We start from the raw sequence: 12,237 nt of genomic DNA, 5'->3' as shown, positions 1-12,237 counted from the left end.
CGGGGTCCGCCACTTAGCAACCACCGAAACAACCACCGAGGAGCGCCATGCCTGACCACCAGCGCGCCGACGCTCGGCGCAACTACGTGCGCATCCTCGCCGTGGCCGAGGCGGAGGTCTCCGTGCATGGGGCCGGTGCGTCGCTCGAGCAGATCGCCCGCACGGCGGGGGTGGGCTCGGCGACGGTGCGGCGGCACTTCCCCACGCGCCGGGCGTTGGTGGAGGCGGTTTCCCGGACGCGGATCGAGGCCCTGTGCGTACGCGCGCAGGAGCTGGCCGGTCACGGCGACAGCCGGAAGGCGCTGCTGGACTGGCTGGGTGACGTCGTCGCGTACTGCGTCTCCGCGCGGGGGCTGGCGGCCGCGCTGGCCTACGACGGCGTCGAGCCCGAGTCAGTGCACGAGAGTTCCTGCTCGATGGCGCTGGAGGACGCGGCGGGCCCGCTGCTGAGCCGCGCGGTGCAGGACGGCGCGGTGACGGCCGGCGTGACGGTCTCGGACCTGATCACGCTGGCCGTCGGCGTGGTGCTGGCGACCGAGCACCATCCCGATCCGGCCGCGCGGGCGGACCGGCTGTTCGGGCTGGCCGTGGCGGGGCTGAGCCCGCAGCACTGACCCGAACTGACCCGGGCCTGCTAGTCGCCCGCGGGCGCCGGGGTTTTCTCCGGCAGGAACTCCTCGCCGGGCTTGCGCCAGGCGGCGATCAGGCCGAGCGGGTCCGGGCGCAGCAGCGAAGCGGCCGCGTACAGGCTGACCAGCACGACGATGGCGATGAACCACCAGTCGTACAGGGCCTGCTCCCCCGTCGGGTAGTAGACGAGGGTGACGAAGACCGACACGGCGACCACGACCGAGAGGTGCCGCCGCTGCCAGCCGAACGCCGAGAACAGGACGAAACCCCAGGTCAGGTACCACGGCAGGGTGGGCGGCATGAGGATCGCGACGGCCAGCATGGTGATCGCGGCGCGGAAGACGGCTTCCTTGCCGCCGCCGCGGGCGAGCCACCACTGGCGGATGCCGAAGGCGGCCAGGCCGACCATGGCGATGGCGCGGGTGACCGTGACGAACGGCGAGGGCTGCACGTTCGCGACCAGGTGCACGAGGTTGTAGATCGCCTCGCCGATGCCGGTCGGGAAGTTCAGCCAGTTCGCGATCAGCTGCGGGGCCTTGAGGCCGGACCACCAGCCGAGGTTGAGCGAGCCGAGCGAGAGCCAGGTGCCGACCGCGAACACCGGCACGAACAGCCCGACCGAAGCGGCGCCCGCCTTGAAGAAGTTCTTGACCTTCGATTCGCCGGACATGTGGGCGGCCCACATCCAGACCAGGAACGGCAGCGCCACGGCGGCAGTCGGCTTGATCAGCATGCCGACGGTGATCAGCAGGACCGCGACCACGTATTTGCGCTCGAGCGCGGCGACCATGCCGATGGTGAGGAAGCCGAGCATCATCAGGTCGTTGTGCGGGCCGCCGAAGAGGTGGATGACCATCATCGGGCTGGCGACCGCGAGCCACAGCGCCACCGGCAGCTTGCCACCGAGGTGCTTGACCAGCCGGGGCAGCGCCCACAGCGTCATGCCGAGCCCGATCAGCAGCACCAGCCGGGTCAGTATCACGCCGGCGATCATGTTGTCCTGCGTGATCGCCACGATCCACTTGGAGATCAGCAGGAACAGCGGCCCGTACGGGGCGGGCGTGGTCTGCCAGAGCGGGTGGACGTTCTGCACCACGTTCGGCAGCACGTGCAGTTCGGCGGGGCCGTTGGCGTACGGGTCGAGGCCGTACAGCAGCTGGGCGCCCTGTCCGAGGTAGGAGAAGACGTCGCGGGTGAACAGCGGCGGCGACACCAGCAGCGGCGCCATCCAGCACAGCGCGGCGATCAGGATCGGGCGGCTGCCGATGCGGCCGGCGAGCACGTAGCGGCCGAGGCGCACCCAGGCCCACACGACCAGGCCGAAGCCGGTGTAGAGCAGCGCGTTCGCCAGCGCCCGGCCGTGGCCGTAGCGGATCCAGGACAGCGGCCCGTGCCCGAGGACGGGGTCGCGGATGAGGATGCCGCCGGCCCCGAGGGCGGCGAGCATGAGCAGCGTGGTGCCGATGGTGCCCATCGCGATGGTCCGGTACGGGAACCTCGTGGGCACGAGAAGTCGCTCGTCCAGCGGGCCGGCCGCGGACGGTTGCGCAGAGTCGGTGGTGGTGGTCGCCATTTCGATCCAGGAGATTACCGGGTGGAGTTTCCGGTCACCGCCCCGGCTCCCGCCAGGGTTCGGTCTTCGTTCAGGTGTTCGCCCATACCGGGGTGGCCGGGGCGAAGCGGGCTTTCCGGTTTCTGCGGCGGAAAAGCCCGCCTCGGGTGAATCGGGGGCCGGTCTCGCCGCTCATCACCTGGCGATCTTGCCCGGCTTTCGGTTGCCGGTGGCGAGATCGGCCACGAGCAGTTCCATGAACCCCTCGTACGCGTCCTGGACGCGCTCGCTGTCGCCCGTCGCGTCGAGGTCCAGGAGCAGGCCGCGGATCTGGGCCACGACGACGGTGGCGAACCGCTGCGCGATCGGCGGGCGGCAGCCGCAGGCCAGGAATCCGTCGCCGACAACGGTGAGCCACTCGGTGCTGAGCTGAACCCGCGACACCCCCGCGTGGTCCGTCCCGAGGCGGCTCGATGCCGCCAGCTGACCGAACAGGCGGAAGTATTGCCCGGCCTCGTCGCTGCCGAACCAGGTCCACGCGCGCGCCAGGACCCGCGGGAAGTCGGGACCGGCGGGCAGTTCCGCTCGCGCGCGGTCCAGTTCCCATTCCCGGCAGCGGCGCAGGGCCGCGTCAAGAAGTGCTTGCTTGGTACCGAAATGGTGCACGAGCATGCGCGCGCTCGTGCCCGCCGCGGCCGCGAGCCGTTCGAGCGAGGCGCCCACCAGCCCGGCCCGCAGCAGGTCCCGGGCGACCGCGTCGAGGAGTTCGTCGCGATAGGTCGTGTCCACGGTGCGCGCCATACCCGCCAGCCTATTCATGTACTGTCCATTACATGAATAGGGGAAGGGGACCGATGCTCCGCGCCACCTACGTTCGAACCCTCAAGCCCGGCGTCACCGAGGCCCAGTTCATCGCCGCGTGGCTGCCGCCCGGGCTGACCCTCGACTCGTACCCGGCCCGGGTCACGATCAGCCGCAGCCTGACCGAGGAGCGGCAGATCATCTCGACTTTCGAGCTGGACCTGCCCGCCGACCGCCTCGCCGACGCGTTTCCCTCTCTCGTGCACCCGGACTCGGCGCGGCGGCTGGCCGAGGTGGTCGAATCCACGCAGCTGGAAGCCGTCTACGAGGACGTGACCACCTTCGGCACGGTGTAACTACAGCTTGGCGGTGCCGCCCGGCAGCGCGGCCAGCAGCGATTTGGTGTAGTCGTGCTGGGGGTCGAGCAGGACCTGTTCGACGGTGCCGGTCTCGACCAGTTTCCCGCGGTACATCACCGCGACGCGGTCGGCGATGTTCCAGGCCAGCCCCAGGTCGTGGGTGATGACGAGGCCGGCCAGGCCGAGTTCGCGGCGCAGCCGCAGCAGCAGGCCGAGGATCTCGCCGCGCACGGAGGCGTCGAGCGAGGCGACCGGTTCGTCGGCGACGACCACCGACGGTTCCAGCGCGAGCGCGCCGGCGATGACGACGCGTTGCCGCTGTCCGCCGGACAGCTCGTGCGGGAGCCGGTCGAAGAACTTCTCCGGCGGACGCAGTTCCGCGGCCTCCAGCGCCCGCGACACGATCGCGCGCTCGTCGGGAAGACCGTGGATGCGCGGGCCTTCGGCCACTGCCTCGTAGACGGTGTGGGCGGGGTTGAGCGCGCTGGTCGGGTCCTGCAGGACGAGCTGGACCTGGCGACGGTAGGCGCGCAGGCCGTCACCGCCCGCGGGGATGGGCTTGCCGTCGTGGCGGACGGCGCCGGAATCCGCTTTCTGGAGGCCGAGCAGAGTGCGGGCGAGGGTGGTCTTGCCGGAGCCGGACTGGCCGACCAGCGCGACGATCTCGTCGCGTCGCACGGCGAGGTTCACCCCGTCCACGGCATGGATGCGCTTGCCCGTGCGGTCGCGGAAGGTGACGTGCAGGTCTTCGGCTTCCAGCAGCGGTGACCCGTCGTCGCCGCCCCGGTGTTCGGGCTCGGCCGGCAGCGGGGTGCTGGTGGCCGGGGCGAAGCGGGACACCGGGTCGCCGACGGTGGGGAACGCGGCGGCGAGCGCGCGGCTGTGCTCGTGCCGGGGCGAGGACATCAGCTCGGCGCTGGGCCGCTCCTCGACCACCTGCCCGTCGTACATCACGGCGATGCGGTGGCAGGTGGCGGCGAGCACGGACAGGTCGTGGCTGATCATGACCAGCCCGATGTTGTGCTCGGCGACCAGGCGCGACATCAGGTCAAGGACCTGGGCCTGGACGATCACGTCGAGCGCGGTGGTGGGCTCGTCGGCGATGACCAGGCGGGGCGAGCAGGCCAGCGCCATCGCGATCATCACGCGCTGCTTCTGCCCGCCGGACAGCTCATGCGGGTACGCGCCGGCGCGCGAGCGGGGCAGGTCGACCTGTTCGAGCAATTCGGCGACGCGGGCCTGGACCTGCGCCTCGGTGGGGGCCTTGCCGCCTTCGGGCGGGTGCAGCCGGATCGGCTCGGCGATCTGCTCGCCGACGCGGTGGACCGGGTTGAGCGCGTGCATGGCGCCCTGGAACACCACCGACGCCTCGGCCCAGCGGACCGCGCGCAGCCGTCCCCAGCGCATCTCGGTGACGTCCTCGCCGTCGAGCAGGATCTCGCCGGTGATCTCGGCGCTGCGCGGCAGCAATCGCAGCACGCTCATCGCGACGGTGGACTTGCCGGAGCCGGACTCCCCCGCGACGCCGAGCGTGTCGCCGGGGTCGAGGCGCAGGTCGACGCCGCGCACCGCGGGCACGTCGCCGCCGCCGGTGCGGTAGGTGACGCCGAGGTTCTTCAGTTCGAGCAGGGCGGTCACGAATGTTGTCCTTTGAGCCTCGGGTTCAGCACCGTCTCCAGCCCGCGGCCGACCAGGGTGAAGAACAGGACGACGAGCACGATCGCGATACCCGGCGGGAGCAGGTTCCACCAGGCGCCGCGGCTGACGGCGCCGTTGTTGAGCGCGGTCTCGAGCATCGCGCCCCAGGAGATGGAGGTGGGGTCGCCGACGCCGAGGAACGACAGGGTCGCGTCCGCGATGATCGAGTTGCCGACCACCAGGGTGGTGTTGGCGAGCACGAGCGGCATCACGCCGGGCAGCACGTGTTTGCCGACCACGTGCAGGTGGCCGCCGCCGAGCGCGCGGGAGCGCTCGATGTACGGGCGGCTCTCGATGGTGAGGGTCTGGGCGCGCACCAGGCGGGCGGTGCTGGGCCAGGCGGTGAGGCCGATGGCGACGATGATCGTCCACACGCCCTGGGGCAGCACCGCGGACAGCGCGATGGCGAGCACCAGAGACGGGAGCACCAGGAAGAAGTCGGTGAAGCGCAGCAGGACGGTGGAGACCCAGCCGCCGAAGTGCGCGGCGGTGATGCCGATGACGGTGCCGATCAGCACGCTGAGCACGGTGGCGGAGAACCCGACGAGCAGCGAGATCCTGGTGCCCCACAACGTCATCAGCAGCACCGAGCGGCCGTCGATGTCGGTGCCGAGCCAGAACTGGCCGTCCGGCGGGCTGAGCGGGTGGCCGGTGGCCTTGGTGACGTCGAGGCCGTCGGAGTTGCTGATCACCGGGAGCAGCAGGGCCAGCAGCACGGTGAGGGTGAGCAGGCACAGGCCCGTGAGCGCGGCCTTCTGCGCGGCGAACTCGTGCCAGGTGCGGGCGATGCCGGCGCGGCGGCGGCGCCACGCGATCGCGCGGGCGCTCTCGGCGGGTGCTGTCGCGGTCATGCGGTACGCACCCTCGGGTCGAGCACGCGGTAGAGCAGTTCCGCGAGCATGTTCATCAGGACGACGGCGCCGGCGAGCACCACGAAAACCCCTTGCAGCACCGGCAGATCCGGGCCGTGGAGGGCGTCGTAGGTCAGCTGCCCGAGCCCGGGCCAGCTGAACACGGCCTCGACCGTGACGGCGCCCGAGACGACCATGCCGAACTGCATGAACACCAGGGTCACGGTAGGCAGCAGCGCGTTCGGCACGGCGTGGTGGCGGCGGACCATGTCCTCCCGCAAGCCTTTGGCGCGGGCGGTGGTGAGGTAGTCGGCGTTCATCTCCCCCAGCAGCGAGGACCGCATCACCAGCATGTACTGGGCGTAGAACACCGCGAGCAGCGTGACGCACGGCAGGACCAGGTGGTGCAGCACGTCCAGGCCCTGGGCGAAGAACCCGGGCCCGGCGTCCGGGGAGTGCATGCCGCGGCTGGGGAACACCCCGTTGGTGACGACCAGCAGCAGCAGGCCCAGCCAGAACTGCGGGACCGACCAGAGGGTGAGCGCGATGCCGGTCTGGGCGCGGTCGAAGAAGCTGTCGCGCTTCCACGCGGCGCGGATGCCGAGCCACAGGCCGAGCGCGATGGCCAGCACGGTCGCGCTGCCGACGAGCAGCACGGTGGGCCAGAGCCGTTCGCCGATCATGTCGATCACCGGGCGGCGCTCGATGTAGGAGGTGCCGAAGTCGCCGCGGAACAGGCCGACGAAGTAGTTGCCGAACTGGGCCAGCACGGGCTTGTCGATGCCGAGCTGCTGGCGCAGTTCGGCGATCTGGTGCGGGTCGGTGGGCCGTTCGCGGACCATGAACGCGACGGGGTCGCCGGGCAGCAGCCGGAACAGGAAGAACCCGAGCACGATCACCAGCACGATGCTGGCGGCGGCTTCGGCGACCTTGGTGAGGATGAACCGGAGGGTGCCGGTCCCGCCTCGGCGCTGGTCGGGGTCGACGAGCGCCGAGGCCTGGCCGGAGGTGAATGCCTGGGACAAGAGGTGCTACTCCCGGTCGTCCGCGGACTTGCCGCGACGGCCGATCAGCACGCCGCCGCCGACGAGCACGACCACCACGACCACGCCGATCACGATCCACAGCACGGTGTTCGAGCCGCCGCTGTCGCCGGCCGCGGCCTCGGAACCGGCCGGCACGGCGCCGTAGACGCCCCAGTAGCCGGTCTGCTCGAGGATCGAGCCGTCGGGCTGGGGCTGCTTTTCGAAGCTGGAGAACTTGTCGGAGCGGTAGGCCTCGAGTGAGTTGTCGTAGTCGAGGACGACGTTCACGGCCTGGCTGTAGAGCCGCGCCTGGGCCTGCTTGACGTAGCCGGCGCGGGTGGCCGGGTCGGTCTCGGTCAGCTGCTTGGCGTACAGCGCGTCGTACTGCGGGTCGCAGAAGAACGTGTCGGTGGTGGCGCCCTTGCCCTCGGCGTTCGGGCGGCCGGCGCAGGTGTGCAGCGCCAGCGCGTAGTCCGGGTCCGGGTTGGTGGCGTAGCCGGAGATCGCGAGGTCGTAGTTGCCCGCGTTGGTGCGGTCGTTCAGCTCCTCGTCGGAGACCAGCTCCTGCTTGACCGAGATGCCGATGTCGTGCAGCCAGCCGCTGACGTACTGGGCGGTGCGCTGGTCGAACGGGCGGTTCGCGTGGCCGGTCAGGCGCAGCTCGAGGCGGGCGCCGCCGGGGGCGACGCGGATGCCGTCCTGGCCCTTGACGTAACCGGCCTGGTCGAGCGCGGTGTTGGCGGCGGCGATGTCGAACTTCATCGCCTCATTGGCCGGCGGGTCCCAGTGGTAGGCGGAGTAGATCGGCGGGATGACGCCGCCGCCGAGCTGGCCGTAGCCGCCCATCACCTTGTCCACGATGGTCTTCGGGTCGATGGCCTGGGCGATCGCCTTGCGCAGCCGGAGGTCCTTGAGCACCGGGTTGCCGTTGCCGATCGGCTGGTTCTGGTTGTTCTCGACGCCGAAGTTGAGGTTGATCTCGTTGTAGCGGCGGCCGGGCGCCTTGTTGGTGGCGATGTTCGGCTGGCCCTGCAGGGCGTCGAACTGGGTCGGGGTGAGCCGGTTGATCACGTCGACCTCACCCTGCTTGAGGGCGTTCACCGCGGACTCGACGTCCTTGAAGATCAGCAGCTGCAGCTCGTCGACCTTCGGGGCGCCGCGCCAGTAGTCCTTGTTGGCCTTGAACTTCAGGTACTCGTTCTGCTTGTACTCGGTGAGCTGGTAGGGCCCGTCGCTGACGCCGATCACCGACAGGTCGTCGGTCTTCGGGTCGTTCAGGTCCTTGATCGGCGCCCACACGTGCTCGGGCACGATCGGCACGTCGAGCAGGTCCATGCTGGACTGCACGGCCTTGGTCTTGATCACCAGCGTGCCGGCGTCCGGCGCGGTGACGCTCTGGAAATTGGCGACGTAGTTGCCGTTCGCGGTGCGCGCGGTCTCGTCGGAAAGCATGCGGTTGAACGTGAACGCCGCGTCCTTCGCGGTGACCGGCTGGCCGTCGGTCCACTTGGCGTTCTGGCGGACCTTGAACGTCCAGGTCAGCTTGTCCGGCGAGGTCGTCCACGACTCGGCCAGCGCGGGCGAGGCCTCGGCCTTGTCGGCGGACGGGATGGTCAGGAACTCGTAGATGAACCGGCCGACCTGGGTGGACGCCGCGAGTGACGCGGTGAACGGGTTGAGATGGTCGATCCCGGTGGTCAGCGCGACCCGCAGCACCTTCGGCTGCGCGGGCTGCTGCTGATGGACCTGTTGCTGCGCGGCGGCAGTGCCCGCCAGCGGCAGCATCGCCAGCGTCCCCGCCGTCAAAACCGCGATCACGCGGCTCACCCTGGATTGAACGTGCTTCATCCGCACTTGCAGACCACCCCATCGTCTAGCCCCGAGCCACCCCAAGGCCGAAAAGTAACCACATACCGACGCAAGCGCGCAATATGTTGCGGCGACGGTGCGTGCTCGATCGTTATGCACCGCGAGTGGTGACCCTACGTGACCTTCGGCGGGGTGCGACGGGCAGGACGTAGGATGACTAGAGTGCCCGGCATGCGGATCATGATCTCGGCGGACATGGAAGGCGCCACGGGCGTCACCTGGACCGACGACGTCGTGCCGGGCACCGAGCAGTGGCAGCGGTTCCGGCGCCTGTTCACCGGCGACGTCAACGCGGTGCTGGCGGGGCTGTTCGGGGCCGGCGCGACCGACGTGCTCGTCAACGAGGCGCATTCCTCGCAGCGGAATCTGCTGCTGGAGGAGCTGGACCCGCGGGCGCGGATGCTCACCGGGCGGCACAAGCCGCTGTCGATGATGCAGGGTATCGATTCCGGGGTGGAGGGCGTCGTGTTCCTCGGCTACCACGCGGGCGCGGGGTTCGACGGGGTGCTGTCGCACACCTATCTGGAGAACCAGATCACCGGGGTGTGGCTGGACGACGTGCCGGCGAGCGAGGGCCGGCTGAACGCGGCGATGGCGGCGGAGTACGGCGTGCCGGTGTTGCTGGTCAGCGGCGACGACCGGACCTGCGAGGACGCGCGGGACTACTCCCCCGAGGCCGAGCTGGTCCAGGTCAAGGAGTGCGTGAGCCGGTACGCGGCGATCTGCCTGCCGCCGGCGCGCACCGCGGACCTGCTGAAGGCGGGCGCGGCGGAGTCGATGGCGCTGGCGGGCCGGGTGGAGCGGGCGCCGGCGCGGCACCGGATCGAGGTGGAGTTCGACGCGAGCCACCTGGCGCAGGCGACCGCGGTGATCCCGACCGTGGAGCAGATCGGCACACGCCGGGTCGGCTTCGACGCGCCGAGCATGACCGAGGCGATGAAGGCGTTCAAGGTGGTCACGGCCATCGCGGCCGGGGCGGTGCAGGGCATTTATGGCTGACTCCACAGTGGACAATCCCGCCGGTGTCGATGTGGTGGCGTTGTGCGCGGACCTGATCCGGTTCGACACGACCAACCGCGGCGGCGGCGACGCTGAGGGGGAACGAGACGCGGCGGAGTACGTCGCGGAGTTCCTGGAGCGCCACGGGGTTCCGGCGAAGATCGTGGAATCGGCGCCGGGGCGGGCGAACGTGCTCGCGCGGATCCCGGGCACCGACCCGTCGCTGCCCGGGCTGCTGGTGCAGGGGCACCTGGACGTGGTCCCGGCGGACGCGGCGGACTGGTCGGTGCCGCCGTTCTCCGGCGAGGTGCGCGACGGGTTCCTGTGGGGCCGCGGCGCGGTGGACATGAAGGACTTCTGCGCGATGGTGCTCACGGCCGTCGCGTCGGGGCTGCGGCCGCGCCGGGACCTGGTGCTGGCGTTCGTGGCCGACGAGGAGGACAAGGGCGATTTCGGGGCGCACTGGCTGGTCGAGGCGCACCCGGAGTTCTTCGAGGGCTGTGCCGCGTCGATCAGCGAATCCGGCGGCTACACCTATCACGTGCCGGCGGCCGACGGCCGGACCGTGCGGCTGTACCCGGTCGGCACGGCGGAGCGCGGCACGGCGCACCTGCGGCTGACCGCGCGCGGGCGTGCCGGGCACGGTTCGCGTCCCAATGACGAGAACGCCGTGACGATGCTGGTCGGCGCGCTGCATCGGATCGCCGCGCACCGGTGGCCGGTGCGGCTGACGCCGACGGTGCGGGCGTTCCTGGAACGCACCGGTGCGGCGCTCGGTGTGCCGGTGGACCTGTCCTCAGGTGCGGCGGTGGACGAGACGGTGGCGCGGCTGGGCCCGGCGGGTTCGCTGGTGGTGCCGACGGTCCGCAACAGCACCACGCCGACCATGCTGTCCGCCGGCTACAAGGTGAACGTGATCCCGTCGACGGCGACCGCGCAGGTGGACGTGCGGGTGCTGCCGGGCGCGGAGGACGAGCTGTTCGCGGAGCTGGACGGCCTGCTCGGCCCGGGGGTGACGCGCGAGTTCGTCGCGCACCAGCCGCCGGTGCAGGCGCCGGTGGACTCGCCGTGGTTCGACGCGATGGCGGCCGCGCTGCGCGCCGAGGACCCGGACGCGGTGGTGGTGCCGTACTGCATGGGCGGCGGGACGGACGCGAAGGCGTTCACGAAGCTGGGCATGGCCTGTTACGGCTTCGCTCCCCTGTGGCTGCCGCCAGGCTTCCCGTACCGCGCGATGGCGCACGGAGTGGACGAGCGCGTGCCGGTGGAGGGGCTGCGGTTTGGCACGCGGGTGTTGAAGCGGTTCCTCGATTCCTGCTGAGTACCGGGGCTCCCCGTGGGTAGCGGATGACGCTTTCCCCGCGCTGAGTGCACTGAAAGCGTCATCCGCTGCACCGGGCCGGGCCGGCCTAGGGACGCCAGGCGCCGGGCAGGTTCTGCGGATGGGTGCGGGTCAGCTCGGCTTCGAGGACGGTCTGGCGTTGTTCGGCGGTTTCGGCGTCGGGCAGGCCGAGGCGGTCGGCGATTCGTTCCCAGGACCAGCCCTGGCGGCGGGCCTCGGCGATGAACGCCGGTTCCGACTGGTCCACGACGCGGTGGGCGAGCACGACTTCGCGGCCCCAGGCGTCGAGCACGTCCTCGGGGACGGGGTGGCCCAGCTGGGTCACCGCGAGCAGGGCGGTGAGGTGTTCCGTCGGCAGCAGCGCCTGCGGGACCTGCTCGGCCAGCCACTGCTCGACGATCGGGTTTCCGGTCATGTCAGGCCTCCCGGGTGAATTCGGCCCACCAGCGCCGGCCGTCGCGGATGCGGTCGAGGGATCGGGCGGAGACGCCGTCGCGGGCGAAGGACTCGACTTCGGCGCGGTTGAGCGGCCAGGGCGGGCCGGCCCAGGTGGCCAGGTCGATGGTCTCCTCGGCCACCGCGCTGACCAGCGCGAGGCCGCCGGGGGCGACGAACCCCGAGACCGACCGGATGGCGGTACCGCGGACGTCCTTCGGCAGCGACTGCACGGTGAGGATCTCGGCCACGAGGTCGAACGCGTGGCGCCATTCCGCGGGCGGGTCGAGCAGGTCCGCGGTGCGGTAGGCGACGCGGGTGTCCGGGAAGCGGTTGAGCACGGCCTTGATCGCGCTGGGCGAGACGTCGAACGCCTCGGTGTCGTAGCCGCTTTCGGCGAGCAGCTCGGCGTCGTCGCCCATACCGCAGCCGACCACGAGCGCGCGCTTGCCGTCGCCGGGGTTGTCCCGCGCCCAGGCCGCCAGCTCGACGCACGGCTCGCCGCGGAACCACGGCAGCACGGCGTCCCCTGCCTCCACCGCGGCATACAACGGCTCGAACCATCCGCTGGGATCCCCGGCCGCCAGCGCCTTCTCGGCACGTCGGCGGGCTTCGTCGTCGGGGTCGATCGGATCTTCGGCCATTGTTCCCTTATACCGGCGACGGCCGGCGGCCG

At 70.9% G+C, this 12,237-nt stretch carries 12 protein-coding genes; 4 read left to right on the top strand and 8 right to left on the bottom strand.

Annotation, left to right across the window (positions count from 1 at the left end; translation table 11 throughout):
- Positions 1 to 47: 47 nt before the first annotated feature.
- Positions 48 to 614: a TetR/AcrR family transcriptional regulator gene (locus OG371_RS39390; RefSeq protein WP_329061476.1), complete on the top strand. Its 567-nt coding sequence runs from the start codon at positions 48 to 50 to the stop codon at positions 612 to 614.
- 20 nt (positions 615 to 634) lie between these two features.
- On the opposite strand, the gene mptB is transcribed toward OG371_RS39390, so the two are convergent.
- Together mptB and OG371_RS39380 are read right to left on the bottom strand one after the other, a co-directional pair.
- The gene (gene mptB, locus OG371_RS39385; RefSeq protein WP_329061475.1) at positions 635 to 2,203 is read right to left on the bottom strand and encodes a polyprenol phosphomannose-dependent alpha 1,6 mannosyltransferase MptB; all 1,569 of its coding nucleotides are present in this window, start codon (positions 2,201 to 2,203) and stop codon (positions 635 to 637) included.
- A gap of 174 nt (positions 2,204 to 2,377) precedes the next feature.
- Complete coding sequence (locus OG371_RS39380) at positions 2,378 to 2,983, bottom strand: TetR/AcrR family transcriptional regulator (RefSeq protein ID WP_329061473.1); 606 nt, start codon at positions 2,981 to 2,983, stop codon at positions 2,378 to 2,380.
- A gap of 53 nt (positions 2,984 to 3,036) precedes the next feature.
- Here OG371_RS39380 and OG371_RS39375 point away from each other — a divergent pair, with 53 nt between their 5' ends.
- Positions 3,037 to 3,339, top strand: coding sequence for a hypothetical protein (locus OG371_RS39375; RefSeq protein ID WP_329061471.1), 303 nt, complete (start codon positions 3,037 to 3,039; stop codon positions 3,337 to 3,339).
- Here the strand turns inward: OG371_RS39375 and nikE are convergent, their stop codons facing one another.
- The 4 genes from nikE to OG371_RS39355 are packed head-to-tail and all read right to left on the bottom strand — an operon-like array spanning position 3,340 to position 8,764.
- The gene (gene nikE, locus OG371_RS39370; RefSeq protein WP_329061469.1) at positions 3,340 to 4,980 is read right to left on the bottom strand and encodes an ABC transporter ATP-binding protein; all 1,641 of its coding nucleotides are present in this window, start codon (positions 4,978 to 4,980) and stop codon (positions 3,340 to 3,342) included.
- The gene (locus OG371_RS39365; RefSeq protein ID WP_329061466.1) at positions 4,977 to 5,891 is read right to left on the bottom strand and encodes an ABC transporter permease; all 915 of its coding nucleotides are present in this window, start codon (positions 5,889 to 5,891) and stop codon (positions 4,977 to 4,979) included. The genes nikE and OG371_RS39365 overlap by 4 nt, the downstream gene beginning before the upstream one ends.
- The gene (locus OG371_RS39360; protein WP_329061464.1) at positions 5,888 to 6,916 is read right to left on the bottom strand and encodes an ABC transporter permease; all 1,029 of its coding nucleotides are present in this window, start codon (positions 6,914 to 6,916) and stop codon (positions 5,888 to 5,890) included. The genes OG371_RS39365 and OG371_RS39360 overlap by 4 nt, the downstream gene beginning before the upstream one ends.
- A 6-nt stretch (positions 6,917 to 6,922) precedes the next feature.
- Entirely contained in the window at positions 6,923 to 8,764 is a 1,842-nt protein-coding gene (locus tag OG371_RS39355; protein ID WP_329061462.1) for an ABC transporter substrate-binding protein, read from the bottom strand.
- Between the two features lie 192 nt (positions 8,765 to 8,956).
- On the opposite strand from OG371_RS39355, the gene OG371_RS39350 reads away from it, so the two are divergent.
- Entirely contained in the window at positions 8,957 to 9,784 is an 828-nt protein-coding gene (locus OG371_RS39350) for a M55 family metallopeptidase (RefSeq protein ID WP_329061461.1), read from the top strand.
- Positions 9,777 to 11,105, top strand: a complete 1,329-nt coding sequence (locus OG371_RS39345) for a M20/M25/M40 family metallo-hydrolase (protein ID WP_329061459.1) — start codon at positions 9,777 to 9,779, stop codon at positions 11,103 to 11,105. Before OG371_RS39350 ends, OG371_RS39345 begins: the two co-directional genes overlap by 8 nt.
- 88 nt (positions 11,106 to 11,193) lie before the next feature.
- Here OG371_RS39345 and OG371_RS39340 read toward each other — a convergent pair whose 3' ends face one another.
- The gene (locus OG371_RS39340) at positions 11,194 to 11,541 is read right to left on the bottom strand and encodes a hypothetical protein (RefSeq protein WP_329061456.1); all 348 of its coding nucleotides are present in this window, start codon (positions 11,539 to 11,541) and stop codon (positions 11,194 to 11,196) included.
- A gap of 1 nt (position 11,542) precedes the next feature.
- Positions 11,543 to 12,205 (bottom strand): class I SAM-dependent methyltransferase, encoded by a 663-nt coding sequence (locus OG371_RS39335; RefSeq protein WP_329061454.1) that lies wholly within the window; start codon positions 12,203 to 12,205, stop codon positions 11,543 to 11,545.
- Between the last annotated feature and the right edge of the window lie 32 nt (positions 12,206 to 12,237).

Source organism: Amycolatopsis sp. NBC_01480, from assembly GCF_036227205.1.
Lineage (GTDB): Bacteria > Actinomycetota > Actinomycetes > Mycobacteriales > Pseudonocardiaceae > Amycolatopsis.
The sequence above is the reverse complement of the archived record's forward strand: the minus strand, read 5'-3'. Positions and strand labels throughout refer to the sequence as shown.

Bases quoted from the DNA above. Each gene is read 5' to 3' on its own strand.
- OG371_RS39390 (WP_329061476.1), top strand. From the start codon at position 48: ATGCCTGACCACCAGCGCGCCGACGCTCGGCGCAACTACGTGCGCATC.
- mptB (WP_329061475.1), bottom strand. From the start codon at position 2,203: ATGGCGACCACCACCACCGACTCTGCGCAACCGTCCGCGGCCGGCCCG.
- OG371_RS39380 (WP_329061473.1), bottom strand. From the start codon at position 2,983: ATGGCGCGCACCGTGGACACGACCTATCGCGACGAACTCCTCGACGCG.
- OG371_RS39375 (WP_329061471.1), top strand. From the start codon at position 3,037: ATGCTCCGCGCCACCTACGTTCGAACCCTCAAGCCCGGCGTCACCGAG.
- OG371_RS39365 (WP_329061466.1), bottom strand. From the start codon at position 5,891: ATGACCGCGACAGCACCCGCCGAGAGCGCCCGCGCGATCGCGTGGCGC.
- OG371_RS39355 (WP_329061462.1), bottom strand. From the start codon at position 8,764: ATGAAGCACGTTCAATCCAGGGTGAGCCGCGTGATCGCGGTTTTGACG.
- OG371_RS39350 (WP_329061461.1), top strand. From the start codon at position 8,957: ATGCGGATCATGATCTCGGCGGACATGGAAGGCGCCACGGGCGTCACC.
- OG371_RS39345 (WP_329061459.1), top strand. From the start codon at position 9,777: ATGGCTGACTCCACAGTGGACAATCCCGCCGGTGTCGATGTGGTGGCG.
- OG371_RS39340 (WP_329061456.1), bottom strand. From the start codon at position 11,541: ATGACCGGAAACCCGATCGTCGAGCAGTGGCTGGCCGAGCAGGTCCCG.
- OG371_RS39335 (WP_329061454.1), bottom strand. From the start codon at position 12,205: ATGGCCGAAGATCCGATCGACCCCGACGACGAAGCCCGCCGACGTGCC.